Below are 19933 nucleotides of genomic sequence, written 5' to 3'. Positions count from 1 at the left end.
ATGCTAACGAGTGGGGCCAGTAATCTCCCGAATCGCGGAGCGTCTGGCAAGGGCCAGCCTTGATTTCTCAAAGCCTGACGGCGCCCTCACCGCCTGCCTTCAACTGCCATCCGCACCGCGAACCCGAACAACACCGTGCCCATCAGCCAGCGCTGCACCGCCGCCCAACCGGGCTTCTGGGTCAAAAACACGGCGATGGAGCCCGCCGCCATAGCAACCATGGCGTTGACGCTCAGGCTGACCACAATCTGCGCGCTGCCCAGGATCAGCGACTGGCTGAGCACGCCAGTGCCGTCGCCGACGGTGATGAATTGCGGCAGCAGCGACAGGTAAAGCACCGCCACCTTGGGATTGAACAGGTTGGTCATCAGGCCCATCAGGAACAACTGCCGGTTGCTGTCCTTGGGCAAATCCTTCACTTGAAACGGCGAGCGACCGCCCGGTTTCACGGCCTGCCAGGCGAGGTACAGCAAATACACGGCACCGGCCATGCGCAGCGTGTCGTAGGCATAAGGAACTGCCATCACCAACCCGGTGATGCCGAACGCCGCGCACAGCATGTAGAAGATAAAGCCCACCGCCACGCCGCCGAGGGAGATCAGTCCCGCCTTGCGTCCTTGTGAGATGGATCGCGAAATGACGTAAATCATATTCGGCCCTGGTGTCAGCACCATGCCGAGGGCGATCAGGGAAAAAGCGATGAGGTTTGAGAGTTCGGGCATCAGAGGCTCCTGCCGGCGTGATCGAATGCATCCGGGCCGTGCCGAATGGCAGGCATATTTCAGCCAACCTCCGTAGAACCGTCTATACACAGATGGCCGGAAAACACGCCATGACAGACGGCGCCCGTCACTTATCCCAACGGCACCTGCGCCGGCGCACCCTCCGACGGCGCACGGTGTAAATTATTTGTCCAATAGTGGCTAAATGCTCTTCCCAGTACCCCGTCGGCGGGGGACACTCGGAGCGTTGGTCGTGACCGATGTGGCTGTCGGGATGCTGCGTTATTACCCAGTAGAGCGCTATGAACACTCCGGTCCAAAAAGGTCTCTCCTACGCCAGACGCATGTACTTGCCGCGCAGCATCGGCCTGGGCATTGGGTTCTTCGCGGTGGCTGCAGCGCTGTACCCTTCTCACCCACCGACCTGGGTGTGGATCGCCATGATCGCCCACGGTTATGGCTGGCCGCACATGGCTTTTCTGCTCGCCAAGCGTTCACCTCAGCCTTATGTCGCCGAGCGCCGCAACCTCATCTACGACTCGCTGGGCGGCGGTTTCTGGGCGGGCGCCATGGGGATCAGCCCGCTGCCCACCGTGACGGTGCTGTCGATGATGGCGATGAATAACATCGCGGCCGGTGGTTTACGTCTGTTTACGTTGGGTTCGCTGGCGCAAATCGCGGGCGCTCTGGTGTCGTACAAGATTTTCCTGCCGGCGCTGTTCCCCCACGTCTCTCAGCTGCAGCTATTCGCCTGCCTGCCCATGCTGGTGATCTACCCGATGGCCATCGGGCTGGTCTGTTATCAGGTCGCGGTGCAACTCTCGAAAAGCAAGAAGGCGCTGGAAAAACTCAGCGCCACCGACAGCCTTACAGGGCTCATGAACCACGGCGCGTGGAAGGATCGACTGACGCTGGAGTTCGAGAAATGCCAGAAGCTCAACCGCCAGCACAGCGTGGCGCTGATTGACATCGACCACTTCAAGACCATCAACGACACCTACGGCCACATCACCGGCGACAACGTGCTCAAGCAACTGAGCAACGCGCTGTCCGCCAGCCTGCGACAGACCGATATGGCCGGCCGTTACGGCGGCGACGAGTTCTGCGTCATCTTCCCCGACACCACCCTGGCCCAGGCCACCGAAATACTCGAACGCCTGCGGCGTACGGTTCATGACCACGCCCACTCGGCCCTCCCCGATCTCAAGCTGAGCCTGAGCATCGGCGTCGCGGCCTATGGCGCGCACCAGACCGACGCCGCCATGTGGCTGCACGAAGCCGACATGGCGCTGTATGACGCAAAAAGCGCCGGTCGCAATCGTGTCACTCCGGCGCAGCCATCCAGCGACGTGCGCGCGCGCGAGGGTGCGGCGTTGGGGTGAATTCAGCGCTTCGTGCGCATCAACGTTTCGAACAACGTAGGGACATCCGTTTCCTTCAGGTAGGCGCCGATGATCTCTCGAAGGGAGCGTAAAGGCTCCCTATTAAAAGGGGCCGTTTCATCCGCTGATTCAAGCGCGGCGCGACTATCAGGCGTCGTACCTTTCAGGAAGGGTAGGCCGGTAGAAAGATCGTATGTTTGCGCTGAAACGTTCTTGATCCAGTTCTTGTGATCAAGAGAAAAGTGATCAAACTGCCGGCCGAAGTCGGGTACAACGTCCCCTTTTTCCGAGAACTTGTTGACGATCTGCTCCAGGAAACCAAAATTCAGGCTGCTCAGCGGGCTGTAATCGACATCCAGTGCAAAACGCAGAAAGCCGCGGTCTACGACTGTCGTACTGAGAGCACTTCCATTCAATATCCGATGGGCAGTCTTGGCGCTTTCCTCATTGAAGGAATAAGACACCTCGTGCCCTTCAGTATCAAACCGTTTGAGAGGCCGCTGCGGGATGATTTCGCATCCATTGTCCGATTTCCGGTAATAAGCAATGGACCAAGCCAGATCGTCCACGTAGGCAAGGTCGGCGCCTTTTACATTTGCGAATTCATAAACCGCAGAGAGTAGATTCCGATCTTCTGGTAACAGGAACAGTGTAGGGAATAACGTCGATAAGTTTGGATCGTATGCCACTGTCGTGGGCTCAACCGCATGCCCCTTGAAGAGTCGGGACATCATGAGTCCCCTTCCACTGAGAAAGACAGGCGACTCGGGGGTTTGCTGCGCTTCATGACGCGAGGCGCCCACAACCCTCTTGATCTCGGGTTGGGTGATCGTCATCAAAGAGGTGGACTGAACATTGGTATTTTCTGGAATTGAAATGCTCATCACACATACTCTGCTTGAGGCCGTCTTCGCCTAGGTGAGGACGGCCTGAGTTTTACTCAGTTACCTATTTTTGCGTTAATCCGGGACCAGGTGCCCGGAAATCATGGAAGCATTTCTGCCGAGTTGTGAATCTGGTTGAGCAGTTCTTTAGGTGTGACTGTTTCAAATATCGCAACAAGGCTGTCGCCCAACATAAGCGGCCCATACAACCCTTCTTCCCGATCCAGATGCGTTTGCTGCACGTCGCGGTAGGCCTCGGGGTAGATGCTTTTTTCGATCGGCAGCAGGCGGTCGTAATGTTCCAGCAAACCTTGGAAGACGATGCGCCGTTCGGTGACGCCGCGAGTGGTGGCGATCAGTTTGATGAAGAAATCCGAGTCGCTCTGGCGCATGGCTTCGTACGCGGCATAACGCTCCGCCAGGGTGTACGCGCCGGTCTCGTCGAACACCACGCAACACAGGTCCTGACGCGAGCGTGAGCCGAAGGGGTTGTTGGTCGCGCGCCGGCGATTGCTCTGCGCCAGCGCGAACGCTACCGCCCGTTCGGCTTCGTTCATCCGCTCCGCGCTGCCCAGGCTGGAAAGATCATCCAGCGCGGGGGCCTGACGCCCCAGTCGTTCGACCTCAGCGCTGAAGGTGGCAAACACCCCGTGGGGCCCGAGCCATTGCTTGTGCAGCTCGCTCAACTGGTCTCGGGACAGCTGGCTTTGCTCATCGACCAATTGCTGAAACGCGCTTGACGCGTCCACATTAAAGTCTGCATCGATGCACGGTTGCTTCAAGGGCTCAGACGTTGCGATTTGAAGGGTCATCGATTTCATCCTTATTATTGATCGTTATTGTGGGTGCATCATCGCGAACACTTCGTGGGGACACATCGAAGTGGCGAAAACAGGGTCATCACTCAAAAGACCACTTATTACGACGCCAGCGTCATCGCGGCAAAGCAAAGGCCGAAGACAGCTTTAAAAGTTCAGTGATTAAATCGGGTTAATTATGCACTTACCGCTCGACGGAACAATCCGTCAGATGTAGGGGTGGTGCCAGTTTTTTCTTGCGCGCTGCCGAAACGTGCAGAGCGATGAGCTGCGCCCGATTGCTGACTTCGTTCTTCCTGAGCAAGGCCGACACATGGTCGCGGGCCGTGTAATCACTGATCCCCAGCCGCTGGGCGATCGCTTTGTTGGTGTGCCCCTGAAGCACCAGCTGAAGGACTTCCTGCTCTCTGGGGGTGGTTTTTTTCAATGGTCTACGTTTGCGTTGTTCTTCTATCATTGGCCCTCAACAGTCTCCGCGACGTGCCGACCCTGGCGGTAACTCAGCCATGGCCGTAATAGTGTTCTTATTGATTTTTAAATCTCTAACGGTTAGAGAATGTGCACAGTCAAGCCCGGTTAATAACCGAACAATGATAAGTAAAGTTTCCTACAAATATTGGCGAAACATCCCCACTGAACCAGCAGACAATTGATCCACGCACGACCCAATGCAGAGCCATGTGGTTATATAACAGCGGGTGAGTTGTATAGACGGGGGACAATAAACGCTGCAAATGATAATTACAATCATCTGTTACAAATCAGCGGATCAATCTCGTTTGAAATGGCACGGATTTGAAATCCGCACCCTCATGTCGACAAGGGGCGCCATTGCGACGCCCGCTGCCCTGTCAGTTTCCAGCCTGTACCACCCGCGGATCATCGACCTGCATGCCCTTGCGCAGGCCAAAGAACATGGCCGTCACCAGACCGACCGCACCCATGATCACGCAGTAGCCGACGCACACCCACGGGCTCCATGGCATCAAGGCGATCAGCGCCAGCGGCGTGGTGCTTGCCCACAGGGCGTAGCTGATGTTGTAGGTCAATGAGATGCCGGAGACGCGAATGTTCGCCGGAAACAGTCCGACCATGACCGAAGGCACGACGCCGACAATGCCGCAGGCCAGGCCGGCCACCGCGTAAGCGAGGCTCAATGGCAGCCAGTGACTGACCAGACTCGCGTAGAGCACGCCGACGCCCACGGGCAGCAACAGGCTGTAAAGCACCACCCCGCGCCAGGCGCCGATTCGGTCGACCAGCATGCCGGCCAGCACGCAGCCGATATTGAGAAAGACGATACCCACGCTGCTGAGGGCGAACGTGTCGCTGGGGGCCATGCCGAAACGCTGCTGCATCACCGTAGGCGTGATGACCACCAGCGTCACGACGGCGGACGTCAGCACGCAGGTCAGTAACGCAGCCGGCAGCAGAGATTGCCGATGTTGACGCAGGACGGCGCGCAGCGGCAGCTCAGTCATGCCCTCGCGCTGGGCGTGCATCGCCATGAACACCGGGGTTTCGCTGAGCCAGCGGCGCAGCCACACGCCGATAACGCCGAAGACCCCGCCCAGCAGAAACGGGATGCGCCAGGCGTAATCGAGAATTTCCGCGTGGCTGAAGACCTTCGCCAGCCAGGTCGCCGTCAGTGCACCGATGAGGTAGCCGAAGGTCAGCCCGGCCTGCAAAACGCCCAACGCATAACCGCGATGGCCCTTCGGTGAGTGCTCGGCGACGAACACCCAGGCGCTTGGCACTTCGCCGCCCACGGCTGCGCCCTGAAGGATGCGCAGCGCCAGCAGGATCAACGGGGCCCAGTAGCCGATGTCGGCATAGGTCGGCATCACACCGATCAGCAGACACGGCAGCGCCATCATCAGGATACTGAGGCTGAACACCCGCTTGCGACCCAGTTTGTCGGCGAAGTGCGCCATCAGAATCCCGCCCAGCGGGCGCGCCAGGTAGCCGGTGACAAAGATGCCGAAGCTTTGCAGCAGGCGCAGCCACTCGGGCATTTCCGGCGGAAAGAACAGCTGACTGAGCGTCAGCGCGAAAAATACGAAAATGATGAAATCGTAGATTTCCAGCGCCCCGCCCAGTGCCGCCAGACCCAGGGTTTTGTAGTCTCCCCGGCTGATGGGTTGTGGCCGTGGTCGAAGAATGGCTGTCATGAAAGACCCCAAATCACAGGTTGAAACGCACGCGGGTGCGACAAAGGCGCGCAGGATAACAAAGCTGACGGCCTGCGGGCGGATCGCTGACGGCTGACGCGTTTCAGCAGCTGATTTAAAAATTCACCGTCGCCGACACCCGCGCCGTACGCGGTGCGCCGAGGAACAGGTAATCGTCCCCCAGGTATTCGCCCGCGTCGCGCCAGTAGCGCTTGTCGAAGAGGTTATCCACGGTCAGGCGCAAGACCGTGTCGTAGCCCTCGATTTTCGTGCTGTAGCGACTGCCCGCGTTGAACACTGCATAGTCATCGACTTTCACCGAGCCTTCCCGGTTGGCGTATTTGCTGGCGCTGTATCGCACGCCGCCAAGCAACGCCAGCCCCTGAATCGGCAGTGCGTAATTGGCTGACAGGCTGCCGCGGAATTTGGGCACGTTGATTGCCTGATGATCTTCGTAAGCCGCGGTGCCGCTGTCTTCAACCCGCGCGCGAATGGCCGCGACGCTGGCCGACATCTGCAACTGCGAGGTCACGTAGCCATTGGCGCTCAGCTCGACGCCGGTGTTTTTCTGCTGGCCCTGCTGGACGAAGGTCAGGCTGCCGTCGTCGCTGGGTTTCGAATACTGATACGCCTGGCGGGTCTGGAATACGGCCGCAGTGAAGCTCATGCGGCGCCAGTCGTATTTGACCCCGGCTTCCAGTTGACGTGAGATCGTCGGCGCGAGGATTTCCCCGACATTGCTGTCGAACACCGATGCCGTGCCGCCCAGAGAAAGCCCTTTGCTGTAGCTCGTGTACAGCGAAACGTTGTCGATCGGCTTGTAGATGAGCGCAGCCTGCGGCAGAAAGATCGAGCGCTCGGTATGACGGTTGTCGCTGCCGTCCTCGTTGTAGGCCTTTTCATCGAGCTTCACCTCACGCCCGCCGATGACCGTCTGCCAATGCTCGTTGAAACGGATGCGGTCGGTGGCGAAGAGCCCGTACTGGCGGCTGTCCAGGCGCCGTTCGGTGTGGCCCACGGACAGGTCCGACGGTGCGAAGGTGTCCGGCGTCTTGTGGATGTTGCCGGAGCCGACGTATTCGCTGAAATACGGCCGGGTGTCGACCGTGCGGCGGAACGCGGTGCTGCCGAAGGTCAGCTCATGCTTGAGCCAGCCGGTGTCGAACAGGCCGGTCATGGACGCTTCGACTTCATCGTTGCGTCGCGTGTCGTCCGGGCTGCGGAAATCGTAGATGTCGTACCCTCCGCTGGGCGTGAAGTGCCCGGTCAACGGCTCGGCAGGGCAGTCGCTCTGGTAATAGCAGCCGTAGGCGAAAGCGCTGTAATCGTCGATGACCACGCGGCTGCGTGAAGCGCTGAGGCTGGCTTTCCAGTCGTCGCTGAGGCGGTATTCGTAGCGGCCGTTCATGTTCAGCGAGTCGATGCCCACCGGGTTCGAGCCGCTTTGATAGCCCAGCAGTTTGCGCGGCGAAGCGTCGTGGGGCAGCGCGGTGCCGCCCAGCAGTTGGTAGCCCGGCACCGAGCGCTGTTCTTTGGTCTGGTATTCGACGTCGAGCTGCAGGGTGGATTGGTCGTTGATGTTCCAGTCAAATGCGAGGGAGGCGAAATCCCGCTGACCATTGGCGTGCTCGACGTAGGAGCGGATGTCCTCGTGGGCAACGTTGGCGCGCAGGCCGAATTGCTTCTCGCTGCCGAACCAGCCGCCGACGTCCGTGGCGATGTAGCGCTCGCCGTGCTCGTTGGTCGAGACCGTCACCGAGCGCACGTCTTCCGGGCGTTTGGTCTGGTAATTGATCACGCCCGCCGGCTCCGACACGCCGCTCTGCAGGCCCGAGAGCCCCTTGAGCAGCTCTACCTGTTCCTTGTTTTCCAGCGCCACGTTCTGCTCGCCGGTGATGCTCCGCCCGTTGATGCGGTAGCTGTTGGCCGCGTTGAGCGAGAAACCGCGCGCGACGAAATTCTCGTAATAGCCCACCGGTGCATAGCTGTCGCCCACCGACGCGTCGTTGCGCAGGACATCGCTGAGCAGCTTGGCCTGCTGGTCCTTCAGCCGCTCGGCGGTGAACACCGAAATCGACGCCGGCGTGTCGCGCAGCGGCGCTTCACTGAAACCGCCAACCGACGCGCCACTCGCCTGATAAATCGACTCCTGCTCCCCCGTCACGCGCAGTGCATCCAGGGTCACCGGCTCGGCTTCCTGGGCCGCCAGCCATGGCGAAGCGAAAGCGATACTCAACGGCAACAGCCGACGGGTGAAGCCGGCAGCGGGACGGGACGAGGTGATCATCGGCGAGTGAATTCCTGGTGATGGGCAGTCGGGCAACGAGAAACACAGGCCAGTTCGGCGGCGCCTCTTTTACGTTCTGCGCGGCATTTTTACAACCGGGATTGATGTTAAGTGCTGGGATAAACGTGAAGTAGATCGCGAAGAATCATCCGATGCGGAAGTCTTGATGCAGATCTTTCCAGTGCGCCCGCAAGGCGTCCTTCTGCGCGTCTGGCATGGGGCTATTTTCAAGCGCACCGGGCCACAGGGTGCGTGCGCTGTCGATGGTCGCTCTCAAGTTGTAAAGGACCGGTCGCCAAGGAATGTCGCCGTATTCAGCCCACTTCTTGAAGTGTTCGAGTGACATACCATACCAGTTTCTGGCTTTGGCCATATTCAACGCAGGCTTGCTCTCGTCGGCGATGTAGGCTTTGGTCGTAACAATGTCGTAGGCTGGTGAAAGCTCGGCGTTTCGACCGTCGCGATAAATCATGCTCCAGTTCTTCAGGTGCGCATCGCCATTGCCGAGTAGCACATTCACCAGTAGCCGCCTCGCCATCTGTATTGCATCACGCTGCGCGTGGAGCGAGCTGCGATATACCAGTTTCCCAATCTGGTCTGAGCTTGCATTGCGGTATTTATCGTGTGCGTAGGCGAAGAATACCTGCGCGAAATCTTCAGCATGCACCCGCACGTTTCCTGGCAGACGGTCGAAACGACGTATGCCGTAAGCGAGCGTTTCATTCGGCAGGTTTATATTTGGCAGCGCTTCGATGTCAGCCATCGGGATCAGCCTGATCTCGGGAATTTCAACACCAGCGAGCGCTGCCAGCGTCATCGCCGTGTACTCATTGAGGGGCACAAACGGGTGGATCGTCGAAGGCGTCTTGATGATCCAGTCGCCAGGCGCATCAGGATCACCGGTGATGTACCGCCCATCTCTGTCGCGCATGGAAAATTTCATCTGCACCCCAGCCAGTGAGAAATGCGCCTGGCTATCAGGAATGCCGATGACGGTCGGGGCGATTTTCCCACGGTGCTGCAACGCAAGGCCGGGGATGTCTGCAGCGTCCATTCGCTCTGCAACCAAAGCGCCCGGCAAGTCGCGGCCCAGCCAGGTGAGCAGTGGAAACTCGTTATCGCGATGGACCTTCATCGCTTGCGAGAGATAATCGCGCAACGCTCCTTCCGGCAGGAGGTTGCTCAACACCGGATGCAGTTTATGGGCGCTGACGTAGGGGTGCCGTTTGGCCAATTGCTGCGCAAATGCCATAGGGTCAGTATGTGAAAGCGTCAGCGGGAGTCGGGCTTGATTCTCGATGTACTCGGGCTCCAGCGTGAATACGTTTTTGCCATTGGAATATCCCGCCACGTACCCCACACGCTCCCCCTGAAGGGTCAGCTGCAATGCCGCAACTGTTTCATCAGCCATCAGAGATCACCCCACGGACTCTCGTCAGCCTCATGAATGAAATGCTCTGGACCTGAAGATTCACTCACCTGCGCCGCGTACGGGCGATCAATGTCGTGGGCGGCCTCGCTGTCGAGGATTCGCTGCACCGCCGCAAGCTTTGACTTGGGGACGAGAAGCAGAGCCGCATCGAGTCCCTCTGCAATCTGGTCGAGGGTCGTCAACCGCGGATTCCCACCTGCTTCTATCTTGCCGTACTGCTGACGTGTCAGGCCCGCACGCAGTGGCATCTGCTGAATCTGCAGGCCCAGCGCCAGGCGCCGCTTTCTAATTTGGTCCAGCAGGGTAGTTTTCATGGGAGCCTCACTGTCGAGCAGCGAGTATGTAATGTATATGGCTCAGGTCAAGAGGCATGAGCTATATAGGGCTCATTTCTGACAAATGAGCTCTATAGATTACATTTGCGCGATAATGAGCCCTATTAGGCTCACCCATTAGAAGTGAGCCATACACGTTACAAGAGCCTATTGCTCCACCTTCAACCCGACCTTCAACAACTTCCCGTTGTTCTCGTCCGTCAGCACATACACATACCCATCCGGCCCTTGTCGCACGTCGCGGATGCGGGACTTGAGCTCGCCGAGCAAACGCTCTTCGTGCACCACCTTGTCGTCCTTGAGCTCCAGACGGATCAGCTCCTCCGATGCCAGCGCGCCAATGAAGACGTTGTGGTCCCACGCTTTGAACGTGCTTGAGTCGTAGAACGCCATGCCGCTGATGCCTGGGGACTTCTCCCACACGTGGAAGGGGTTTTTCACGCCCTCCACTACCTTGCCCTTGGACTCGGAAATAGGCTCGCCGCTGTAGTCGATGCCGAAGGTCGAGATTGGCCAGCCATAATTGCCGGCGCGTTCGATGATGTTGATTTCGTCCCCGCCACGCGGACCGTGCTCGTTGGTCCACAGCGTGCCGGTCCAGGGGTTGAGCGCGGCGCCCTGTTGATTGCGGTGACCGTAGCTCCAGATTTCCGGCCGAACGTTTTTCTGGCCGACAAAGGGGTTGTCCTTGGGCACGGTGCCGTCGGGGTACAGGCGCACGACCTTGCCCTGCAGTTTGTCGAGGTCCTGAGCCGTGGCCCGTTCGTTGTTTTCGCCCAGGGCGATGAACATGTAGCCGTAGCGATCAAAGACGATGCGCGAGCCGAAGTGGTTGCCCACCGACAGTTTCGGCTGCTGCTGGAAGATGCGCGTAAAGCCTTCCAGCTTGGTCATGTCCTCCGAGAGCCTTGCGCGCCCCGCCGCCGTGCCGCCGGTTTTACCGTCGCTCGCGGCCTCGGAGTAGGTCAGGTACACCATGCGGTCCTTGGCGAAATCCGGAGACAGCTCGACGTCCAGCAAACCGCCCTGCCCTTGCACCCAGACCTTCGGCACGCCGGAGATCGGCGCCGACAGCTTGCCGTCAGGCATCACCCGACGCAGATTGCCCGTACGCTCGGTGACCAGCATGCCTTGGGAGTTCGGCAGAAACGCCACCGCCCAGGGATGCTGCAACCCGCCGACGACCTCATCGACGGTCAGCGTGCCAGCCTCGCTTTGATAGGTCGCAGCAGTGGCCTGCACGGAGAGGCCCAATAATGCGGAGGCGCATAAGGTCGCCAGCAATGTCTTGCGGAGGGCGAGCTTGTAAAAAGGGGTGGCGCGCAACATAGGCGGTTCCTTCTGAAATGGAAGAGAGGCTGGCAGTGATTTCAGTTACTGCGGCGTTCGGTATCGCCGGAAGGCCGGGCGGGTTGCTGCCGGGTCGGATAACCGTTGCCGATGCCACCGTTTTCAAGGGTGGGCGGACGTGGCTGCGTCGGTCCGAGATTCGGGCCACCGACACGTGGCGCGATGGACTCGGTGCCCTGACGACTGTTGGGATTGGCACGGCGCACGGCGCCGTTATCGGGAACGTTGATCGAGCGGCTCGGGTAACCGGCGGCCGCCAGAAGCGGCGGCGAGTGCGCGGTGTGATCATCAGCCTGCGCCAGCCCGGCGGACAATAGTGCGCCGAGCAAGGCGACGGCGAGGCGTCGCGGAAAACTGTTCATCATTTACCTTCTGTGGGATGGGTAACGATTCCGGTCTTTGATGGCGATCGAGCGCGTAGGTTCGCGCTGTCACGGTGGATGAGCAACGTGTAGGACCTTTCGCTTTGTAACAAGAATAGTCGCCGACCCGCCGGATCGTCCCATGCGCCGACACTTCGTCGTCCGCTGCACGATTCTTCCAGACCTGCCGTAAGCGGCGCGGTAACGTACTCAAGCTTGACCGCCTACCCAAACCCGCTACCCCTTCCGAGGCCCCGCGATGTCCGACCGCAACTGGATCGAGCTCAAGCAGGACGCCACGTCCGGCATCGAGACAGTGCGCGCGCATTTCGAGGGCCATGCCTACGATCCCCACTGGCACGACAGCTTTCTGGTGGGCATCACCGAACAGGGTCTGCAGCAATTCAATTGCCGTCGACAGCAGCACAACAGCACGCCGGGAAAAGTGTTCCTGCTCGAGCCGGGCGACATCCACGACGGCACGGCCCCGAAAGCGGGCGGCTTTACCTACCGCACGTTGTACCTGGACCCGCGCTGGCTGGACCGGGAGTTACGCGCGCAGTTTGAAGAAGCGCCGGACAACGCCCAGCTCAGCTTCGCGGCAACGCTGGCGGACGACCCGCGCCTCGCCATCGCGACGGCCGACGCCTTCGAAGCGATGCACCACGACGAACTGCGCATCGTGCGCCAGACCGCACTGGACCACCTGCTGGCCAACCTGACCAGCCACTTGCGCTGGCGCACCTTGATCGACCCCGATCCCCGCCTGCCACTGGTGGCCCAGCGAGCGCGTGACTATCTGCACAGCCATTTGCAGCAGGACATTGGCCTGGACGATCTGGCGCAAGTGACCGGCGTCGATCGTTTCCGCCTGAGCCGCGCGTTCAAGGCCGCGTTCGGCCTGGCGCCCCATGCCTACCTGATCCAGCTGCGCCTGACCCGCGCCCGCCATCTTCTGGCCCGGGGCGAGGCGCCTGTCAGCGTCGCGGCGGCCCTGGGTTTCGCGGATCAAAGCCATCTGGGCCGCTGGTTCCAGCGCGCCTATCGCATGACCCCGGCTGACTACCGCCGACGCTGCTCAATTGTTCCAGACTGACCGCCCACGGCGCGCGGATCATTGCTCCACGATCAATGACCGCCGAGTGGCCTCATGCAAACCCTCCTGCCCTTTCTTCTGTTCGCTTTCGTCGCGTCCATCACGCCCGGCCCGACGAACATCCTCGTACTGACCAACAGCTCGCGCTACGGCCTGCTCCGCACGCTGCCGATTGTCCTCGGGGCCTGCGCCGGTGCGGCGTTGCTGGTGCTGATGGTCGGCACCGGGCTGGGCGATGTGCTGGCGCGTCATCGGCAAGTACAGACGCTCATGTCATGGGGCGGCATCGCCTGGATGACCTGGCTGGCGTGGCAGATTTTCAGCGCGCCCGCCGAAGCGATCGACCCGACGCAACGCCGCAGCGGCCCGACCCTGGGCCTGTGGGGCGCGGCGAGCCTGCAGTTGGTGAACCCGAAAACCTGGATGATGGCGCTGGCCGTGGTCAGCGTGTTCGCCGGCACCGACGCCGATCGCATGCTGCGGGTGATATGGCTGTCGCTGGCGTTCTTCCTGGTGTCGATCCCGTGCATGAGCGCCTGGGCCTGGCTGGGCGTCAGCGCCGCGACATTCTGCCGCTCGGCGCAGAGCATGAAGCGCTTCAATCAGGCGATGGCGGTGCTGTTGCTGGTATCGGCGTGGTTGACGTTGGTGGTGTGAAGGGTGGGCAGCAACGCGCGGGTCGGCGTGATTTAATGCGCGCTGACTCCCTGATCCGGACTGACCATGGCTCGCTTCTACGACGCTCGCGGCAATATCTACGCGGTGATTGCTCCCGATGCCCTGCGCACCCTCGGCGTCCCTCTGCCCCAGTCACCGACAGAAGCCGCCACTGGCCGCCACACCTGGACCGCTCAAGCCGTCGCGGCGATCTGTGACTGGCCCGCTGGCCAGCGTCCACCGGGGAGCAAATCTCACCGCTCGGACGGTCTTCTGGTCGGCCCGTTTCAGGACACCGCGCCGTTCGACCTATTGATCGTCAACACCGACGGCACCCTCGCTGAACGCAGCGGCAACGGCCTGACCATCTTCGCTCAATCACTCAAAGACTCAGCCCTTGGCACCGACAGCGCGCCGTTCAGCCTGCGCGTTCATCACGACAATGCTGACATGCCAAGCCCCGTAGCAACCCAGGCGGTTTCTGCAACCGTCGACGGCGTGAACGGGTTCTGGCTGGACATCGGCGCCCCCACTTTCGGCCCACAGGCGGTGGGCGCGACAGGAGCCGGTGTCGGTAAGGCGATGCTCAATGAGCGGGAGATTAACCGGGTCGAGCGTATAGCGGCGTTGCACCCCGCATGGCAGACCAGCGTGTTCGTCAGGGTGGGCAACCCCCATTGCGTCACGTTGATGGCGGATGTGGATGATCTGCCCGGCTTCGCAAACCTTCACCAAACCGAGTTGAACGCCGCCCTGACCCGCATCGCCTTCGTCGCCGGCGAATCAGGGAGCGGCGACCCCTGCCCTGGCGGAGTCAATCTGCAATGGGCCGCGCGTTCGGGGCCAAACCGCATCACAGCGCGGGTGTTTGAACGGGGCGAAGGCCCGACGGCGTCATCGGGCACCAGCGCCAGCGCGGTCGCGTCGGCAGCGTGGTTCTGCGGCTGGGTCCAAGCGGGTCTGGTGGACGTGGTGATGCCCGGCGGCACCGCACCGTTGCGCCTGATCGAGCGCGACGAGCAGTTGCAGCAGGTGCAGTTATTCGGGACGGCGCGAGTCAAGGCCTGACGCTGACCTACTCCCCAATGTCCTCATTCCACAGCTCGGGCTTGTCCGCGATGAACTGCTTCATCAGTCCGACGCACGTCTTGTCGTGCAGCACATTCACGTCCACGCCACGGGACTTGAGCAATTCCTCCTCACCCATGAACGTCTCGTGTTCGCCGACGATGATTTTGCGGATGCCGTACAGCAGGATCGCGCCACTGCACATCGCGCAGGGGGACAGGGTCGTGTAAAGCGTGGCTTCGCGATAAACGCGAGCGGGCTGGCGGCCGGCGTTTTCGAAGGCGTCCATCTCGCCGTGCTTGATGGCGCTGCCTTCCTGGACGCGACGATTGTGGCCACGACCGATGATCTTGCCGTCGTGGACGATGACCGAGCCGATGGGAATACCGCCTTCGTCCAGGCCCTTCTGCGCTTCATCAATGGCCGCTTGCATGAACGGGTCCATGGTCTCTCCTTTCCTTCGTGACGGGGATGATCGAAAAAACGCTTCATAAAAACGCGCGCTCAAGGCTTGGCTTTTTTCAATGCGTTGTCCAGCGCGGTGGACACGTAAACCTTGAGCAGCTCGCTGGAGCGGTCCTTCATGTCAGCGCCGACATCGCGCTGCTTGTTGCGGAATGTGTTGGCGACCTCCGGCGCCGGGTCTGCGGCGTCCAGTGCCTTCAGCTCTTCAGGGCTGAAGGATGCGGCGTAGGCGGCCGCGAGGTTTCGGTCCCATTCCTGCTGATACTGCGGCTGCAGGCTTTGCAGTTCGTCCTGCACGATTTCCTGGGCCTTGGTGCGGCCGACCGTCTCGACGATCGTGGCGAAGGTCACCGTGTGGGACGCGACCTGATAACCCAGCCAGCCCAGGCTTTCGCCCAGATGCCGCTCCTGCACGAAGGTCAGCGCGGCGTCCCCGGCCACGGGTGCGGGAGCGGGGGCGGTTTCGCTGGCCAATGCCACGCTCTGCAGGGCCATCACCCCCACTAAAGTCAGCCCGAGTGACGCCTTCATCATCGTCATTGCTGTCGATCTGCAATATCCCATGTCCTCTCCCGGCGACTTTTTATCGGTGATCAACGCTTTGATTGTCTGCTGGACGCTAACAGTTGAGGGGCGAGATATCCATCGGTGAGCGATCTCTGGCCGAACGATGCATACCTTGTGGGACCGGCTTTAGCCGGGAAGAGGCCAGCGCGTACGCCGTGAGTTCTGCATTGAAATGCCTGACGCCTTCCCGGCTGAAGCCGGCCCTACGGGAATTGCGTATCTTGTGATTCTGCTGAACGACCCTGCGCCCATTGCTGCGCGGTCATGCGGTAAATTCTCACGCCCTGTCGATGATACTGGCTGTGAACGAACCCGCCGAACCCGAGCTTCTGAATCACTTTCACCGACGCGAAATTGGCCGGTTGAACGATGGCGATCAGCGACGGCACCTGGAGCTCTTTAAAACCATAAGCCAGAGCGCTGCGCGCCGCTTCAGTGCCAAGGCCTTTCCCCCAGAACCCGGTGGCGAGCCGATAGCCGATCTCGATCTCGTCCTTCCCATCGACCCGCTCGGCATTGAGACCGCAGAAGCCGGCCAGGGTTGAGGTGGATTTTTCCACCACCGCCCACGGACCGAAGCCGCGCTCACGGTAGGAAATCCGGCACCAGTCGATGAACTCCCCTGTCGCCTTTTCCGACAACACGCCCGCCACCGAATGACGCATTACCTCGGCATCGCCCAGAATCTGCGCCAGCGCCGGGGTGTCGTCAGGGGTGAGTTCGCGCAGGATCAGGCGTTCGGTATGAAGGGGAAGGCATAAAGGGTTCATGAAGCGTGACTCGTGCATGAACAGGGTTGCCTGTGGGACAAGCGGCAGCCCGCTTGCCCACAGCTTGAAGGGAAAGCGCTTACAGGCTGGCTTTCACCTTGCTGGCAACCTCAGCCGGTACCCAGGAAGACCAGACTTCCGGGTGATCCTTCAGGAAGCTTTTCGCCACAACGCTGGGCTCCTGGCGCTTCTCGCTCATCTCGCCCAGGGTCTTGTTCAACTGGTCGATGGGCAGGTCCACCTTCTCGAAGAAGCTCACCAGATCCGGGTACTGCTGACGGAACGGTTCCGACACGCCAATGGCCAGGTGCGCAGCGAGGGAGCTGGAGCCGATCGGGTTGGGATTGCTGGCGTCGGCGAGGGTTTTCCAGGCGGCTTCGTTGAATGGCGGCTCTTCCAGTTTGATCAGCTTGAAGCGACCCAGCAGCGGCGTCGGCGACCAGTAGTAGAACAACACCGGCTTGCCGCGGCGAATCGACGATGCAACTTCAGCATCCAGCGCCGCCCCCGAACCGGTACGGAAGTTCACGTAGCTGTCGTTGAGCTTGTAGGCCTTGAGCTTCTGGGTGTTGACGATCTCCGAGGTCCAGCCGGTCGGGCTGTTGAGGAAGCGGCCCTTGTCCGGGGATTCCGGGTCCTTGAACACGTCTTTGTATTTGGGCAGGTCCGACACCGATTTCAGGTCAGGCGCCAGCGGCTTGATCCCGCGCTCCGGGTCGCCCTTGATGACGAACTCCGGCACCCACCAACCTTCGGTTGCGCCTTTGACGATATTGCCCAGGCCGTGAACCTTGCCTTCGGCTTCCGCCTTGACCCACGCAGGGCTGCGGCCCGCCCACTCTTCGCCGATCACCTGAATGTCGTTCTTCGCCAGTGCCGCTTCGAGACTGACCGTACTGCCCGGCAGGGTGTCAGTGGGATAGCCGTAGCCTTTTTCCACGATGGTGCGCAGGATTTCGGTGATCAGGCTGCCGCTCTCCCACGTAATGTCACCGAAATGAATCGGCGCGGTTTTTTCTGCGCCGTACGCCGAGCCCGTCAGGGCAGCCAATGCCAGCAGCGAGCCGCCCAGCAATTTTTTGATTGGTGTCATGGATGTCTCTCGTCGCTCGGGGATGGGAGAAGCTCAAACGGTTTGGCACAGTCGGCCGGGCACAGCACACGCTCTATTCCAGACAAGCGCGGCGGCAACAGGTTTCAGCCTGATCCATGTAGTCGCTCACCGAGCGCCGGGAAATGCCGAGGTGCGCGGCAATTTCAGGGTAGGTCAGACCGCCGCGACGCGAGAGCACAAAGGTTGATTTGATCTTCGCAGGCAGGCGGTCAAGGCGGCGATCCAGACGGTCAAGGATTTGCAGCGTAGCGGCGTGGCTTTCTGCAGATGCACAAGGAACAGCATCTTCCAGGGCCAATCCCGCCAGATAATCGCGCTCCTGATCACGCCGCCGCCAGCGCTCATACACCCGTCGCTGGGCAATGGTAGTCAGCAGCGCGCGTGGGTCGCGAATCGGCACAACGTTGGGCGAGGCCAGCAGTTGCAGGAAGGTTTCGGACGCAACGTCTTCAGCGCTCTGCTCGGAGTCGAGAAGCCGACGCAGGCGTAGGCATAGCCACGAGTGGTGCTGCACAAAAAGTTCGCCGAGGTATTGGCGATGCATCATATCGGCGCCAGCCATAAGACATCCCCTGCCCTGAAATTTTTATCATCGGGACTTTCCGAGTGGGCATGCTAGCAAGCGCGGTTATGCAGTAAAAATACTTAAAAGTGTTCTTTATAGACCATCGGGGAATAACTAGAGCGAAGCCAGGCCTTGTGATACCGCCTGCTGCCGGTAATCCAGCAACACCTGATAATCCTCCACGCTCGCAGACATCACCTCGCTGATCGCCAACACGTGGGCGACATCGGGGAGTTCAGTCAGCGCCTGATTCATTACCTCGCGGATGACATCAGCCTCGGCGCCGAGGCGCGTGATGTACGGCAGGCACGGCCCCTCCGCCGTTCGAGCAATCACTTTCACGCCGGCGACCTCCTCGCTACCGTCGCGCGCCAGATAATCGAAGGTCACGCTGTCGATGGCGGCCAGATCGCCGTCACCCGCTTTGATCGCAGCGAGGCTGCTGCGGTGGCCGCCGGTGAGCGTCACATCAGCAAAGAACGCCCCGTTTTGTTGAAGCGGCGCCAGGGCGTGGCGGAACAGGTTCATGCCGGAATTGGAATCCCGCGAATTGAGCAAGCCATGACTGCCCCTGAATTCGACGAGTGCCTGACGCGGATCGTCCTCGCGGGCGATCAACAGGCTGCAGTGGTTGCCATTGGCGCTGTGGGGCAGCTGATAAACAGGCCGCCCGACCACCTGTACCTTGCCCTGCAATTCAGTCATCAGCGGATAACCGCAGGTTTGCGTCAGCAGCAACTGCGGCGACAGCCAAAGCGCTTTCAGCTCCAGGTCTTGAGCATCGAGACGCTGCACGCCGAGGATGTCCAGCACACGGCTCAGCCACTGTTCCTGCGCCTGCCGAATGCGCGGCGGCGCGACATACATCAACAGCTCAGCGAAGCCTTGGGGCATGTTCGGTGTTCCTCATCAGACCTGGGGTTTCAGACATAGGGTTTCAAACATGGGGATGTTGCGGGCTGTCGATAGGATTGAAGCTGTGGCGACGAAAGAGTTCCGCGTAACCGGCCACCAGAAAACCGCCGCTGCGTGCCAGCCACTCCTCGCGCCGCGCCCGATACACGACGGGCATGTGATACCACGACAAGCCAGGCAAGTCGTGATGGACGAGGTGCAGATTCAGATTCAGGAACAGCCAGGCCCATGGCCACGACGCCTCATTGATGACAGTGCGCTCCTGGGGTTGCTCGCCAGGACGGTGCTCGTAATAGGAGCGAATCATCGACACCGCCAGCGCCGGCACGCTGCAAAAAATCACGTAATGCAGGGCCGAGATCGCGGCGTAATGCTCGATGAATAAAAACATCAGCACCAGCAATCCACCATGGGTCGACCACATCGCCCAGGCCTGACGCTCGCCACGCAGCAATCGACGGGTTTCGCCGACGATCAGACTGCTCAGCGCCAACGGCACGCCAAACACCAGACGCCCGAGCGGTGTCTTGTCGAGCCAGCGCAGCGCACGCATCAGCATGCCGGTCTGCTTCCATTCCAACTGGCTTAGGTAGCGGCTTTCCGGGTCGCGACCGGGAACGGTGAGGTCTTCATCGCAGTGGTGCTGCATATGGGTGTCGCGATACAGCGTGTACGGGTACCAGACCGCGAATGGCGCGTAACCGAGCACCTTGTTCAGTCGCAACGAACGCGTCGGGTGGCCGTGCAGCACCTCATGTTGCACCGACATCCACAGCACCAGCATCGGGACCATCAACAGCGTGGTCGGCCAAACGCCCAGCTGCGGGCTGGCAACCAGCAACGTCGGCCAGCCTGCGAATACGCCGATCAGCAGTAACCAGGTCGGCCATTCCGTGCGGCCTGTAAAGCTTGCGCGCAGGCGCTTGATCTCTTCGCGCTGCGCGTCGTCCAGGTAGTGGGGCATTGCCGGTTC

Annotated in this window: 21 protein-coding genes; 4 read left to right on the top strand and 17 right to left on the bottom strand. The window is 60.6% G+C overall.

Annotation, left to right across the window (positions count from 1 at the left end; genetic code table 11):
- Positions 1 to 86: 86 nt before the first annotated feature.
- Entirely contained in the window at positions 87 to 722 is a 636-nt protein-coding gene (locus BBI10_RS25075; RefSeq protein ID WP_065992753.1) for a LysE family translocator, read from the bottom strand.
- A 302-nt stretch (positions 723 to 1024) separates the two neighbouring features.
- Here BBI10_RS25075 and BBI10_RS25070 point away from each other — a divergent pair, with 302 nt between their 5' ends.
- Positions 1025 to 2104, top strand: a complete 1080-nt coding sequence (locus BBI10_RS25070) for a diguanylate cyclase (protein ID WP_065992751.1) — start codon at positions 1025 to 1027, stop codon at positions 2102 to 2104.
- A gap of 2 nt (positions 2105 to 2106) precedes the next feature.
- Here the strand turns inward: BBI10_RS25070 and BBI10_RS25065 are convergent, their stop codons facing one another.
- The 9 genes from BBI10_RS25065 to BBI10_RS25025 all read right to left on the bottom strand — a co-directional run bounded on the left by BBI10_RS25065 (position 2107) and on the right by BBI10_RS25025 (position 11743).
- Positions 2107 to 2988 carry a hypothetical protein gene (locus tag BBI10_RS25065; RefSeq protein WP_065992749.1) on the bottom strand — a complete coding sequence of 294 codons (882 nt, stop codon included), beginning with the start codon at positions 2986 to 2988 and terminating at the stop codon, positions 2107 to 2109.
- Positions 2989 to 3089: 101 nt separating this feature from the next.
- Positions 3090 to 3800, bottom strand: a complete 711-nt coding sequence (locus BBI10_RS25060) for a hypothetical protein (protein ID WP_065992747.1) — start codon at positions 3798 to 3800, stop codon at positions 3090 to 3092.
- Positions 3801 to 3990: 190 nt separating this feature from the next.
- Positions 3991 to 4263, bottom strand: coding sequence for a LuxR C-terminal-related transcriptional regulator (locus tag BBI10_RS25055; RefSeq protein WP_065992746.1), 273 nt, complete (start codon positions 4261 to 4263; stop codon positions 3991 to 3993).
- Between the two features lie 394 nt (positions 4264 to 4657).
- Complete coding sequence (locus BBI10_RS25050) at positions 4658 to 5977, bottom strand: MFS transporter (RefSeq protein WP_065992742.1); 1320 nt, start codon at positions 5975 to 5977, stop codon at positions 4658 to 4660.
- A gap of 115 nt (positions 5978 to 6092) precedes the next feature.
- Entirely contained in the window at positions 6093 to 8264 is a 2172-nt protein-coding gene (locus BBI10_RS25045) for a TonB-dependent siderophore receptor (protein ID WP_065992741.1), read from the bottom strand.
- A 145-nt stretch (positions 8265 to 8409) separates the two neighbouring features.
- On the bottom strand, positions 8410 to 9675 hold the full coding sequence (locus BBI10_RS25040) for a type II toxin-antitoxin system HipA family toxin (RefSeq protein ID WP_065992736.1): 1266 nt from the start codon (positions 9673 to 9675) through the stop codon (positions 8410 to 8412).
- Positions 9675 to 10010 (bottom strand): helix-turn-helix transcriptional regulator, encoded by a 336-nt coding sequence (locus BBI10_RS25035; RefSeq protein ID WP_065992734.1) that lies wholly within the window; start codon positions 10008 to 10010, stop codon positions 9675 to 9677. The genes BBI10_RS25040 and BBI10_RS25035 overlap by 1 nt, the downstream gene beginning before the upstream one ends.
- 168 nt (positions 10011 to 10178) lie before the next feature.
- Positions 10179 to 11360: a PQQ-dependent sugar dehydrogenase gene (locus tag BBI10_RS25030; RefSeq protein ID WP_065992732.1), complete on the bottom strand. Its 1182-nt coding sequence runs from the start codon at positions 11358 to 11360 to the stop codon at positions 10179 to 10181.
- A gap of 41 nt (positions 11361 to 11401) precedes the next feature.
- Entirely contained in the window at positions 11402 to 11743 is a 342-nt protein-coding gene (locus BBI10_RS25025; RefSeq protein ID WP_065992730.1) for a hypothetical protein, read from the bottom strand.
- A 259-nt stretch (positions 11744 to 12002) separates the two neighbouring features.
- Here BBI10_RS25025 and BBI10_RS25020 point away from each other — a divergent pair, with 259 nt between their 5' ends.
- The 3 genes from BBI10_RS25020 (at position 12003) to BBI10_RS25010 (ending at position 14564) form a co-directional block, all read left to right on the top strand.
- Positions 12003 to 12839 carry an AraC family transcriptional regulator gene (locus BBI10_RS25020; protein WP_065992726.1) on the top strand — a complete coding sequence of 279 codons (837 nt, stop codon included), beginning with the start codon at positions 12003 to 12005 and terminating at the stop codon, positions 12837 to 12839.
- A gap of 54 nt (positions 12840 to 12893) precedes the next feature.
- The gene (locus BBI10_RS25015) at positions 12894 to 13496 is read left to right on the top strand and encodes a LysE family translocator (RefSeq protein WP_065992724.1); all 603 of its coding nucleotides are present in this window, start codon (positions 12894 to 12896) and stop codon (positions 13494 to 13496) included.
- Between the two features lie 66 nt (positions 13497 to 13562).
- Positions 13563 to 14564: a diaminopimelate epimerase gene (locus tag BBI10_RS25010; RefSeq protein ID WP_065992722.1), complete on the top strand. Its 1002-nt coding sequence runs from the start codon at positions 13563 to 13565 to the stop codon at positions 14562 to 14564.
- Between the two features lie 7 nt (positions 14565 to 14571).
- Here BBI10_RS25010 and BBI10_RS25005 read toward each other — a convergent pair whose 3' ends face one another.
- The 7 genes from BBI10_RS25005 to BBI10_RS24975 form a co-directional block, all read right to left on the bottom strand.
- The gene (locus tag BBI10_RS25005) at positions 14572 to 15009 is read right to left on the bottom strand and encodes a nucleoside deaminase (protein WP_065992720.1); all 438 of its coding nucleotides are present in this window, start codon (positions 15007 to 15009) and stop codon (positions 14572 to 14574) included.
- 59 nt (positions 15010 to 15068) lie between these two features.
- Complete coding sequence (locus BBI10_RS25000) at positions 15069 to 15569, bottom strand: hypothetical protein (protein WP_065992718.1); 501 nt, start codon at positions 15567 to 15569, stop codon at positions 15069 to 15071.
- A 230-nt stretch (positions 15570 to 15799) separates the two neighbouring features.
- A complete protein-coding gene (locus BBI10_RS24995) occupies positions 15800 to 16366 on the bottom strand; it encodes a GNAT family N-acetyltransferase (RefSeq protein ID WP_065993211.1) in 567 nt (188 codons plus the stop codon).
- 79 nt (positions 16367 to 16445) lie between these two features.
- Entirely contained in the window at positions 16446 to 17459 is a 1014-nt protein-coding gene (locus BBI10_RS24990) for an ABC transporter substrate-binding protein (RefSeq protein WP_065992715.1), read from the bottom strand.
- Positions 17460 to 17532: 73 nt separating this feature from the next.
- Entirely contained in the window at positions 17533 to 18042 is a 510-nt protein-coding gene (locus tag BBI10_RS24985) for a sigma-70 family RNA polymerase sigma factor (RefSeq protein WP_065992713.1), read from the bottom strand.
- Positions 18043 to 18159: 117 nt separating this feature from the next.
- Entirely contained in the window at positions 18160 to 18939 is a 780-nt protein-coding gene (locus tag BBI10_RS24980; RefSeq protein WP_065992711.1) for a phosphate/phosphite/phosphonate ABC transporter substrate-binding protein, read from the bottom strand.
- 43 nt (positions 18940 to 18982) lie between these two features.
- Entirely contained in the window at positions 18983 to 19924 is a 942-nt protein-coding gene (locus tag BBI10_RS24975; protein ID WP_065992710.1) for a fatty acid desaturase, read from the bottom strand.
- Positions 19925 to 19933: the final 9 nt, after the last annotated feature.

Source organism: Pseudomonas graminis, from assembly GCF_001705435.1.
In the GTDB taxonomy this organism is placed as follows: domain Bacteria; phylum Pseudomonadota; class Gammaproteobacteria; order Pseudomonadales; family Pseudomonadaceae; genus Aquipseudomonas; species Aquipseudomonas graminis_B.
Note: the sequence above shows the minus strand (reverse complement) of the source record. Positions and strands in the feature narration are given on the sequence as shown.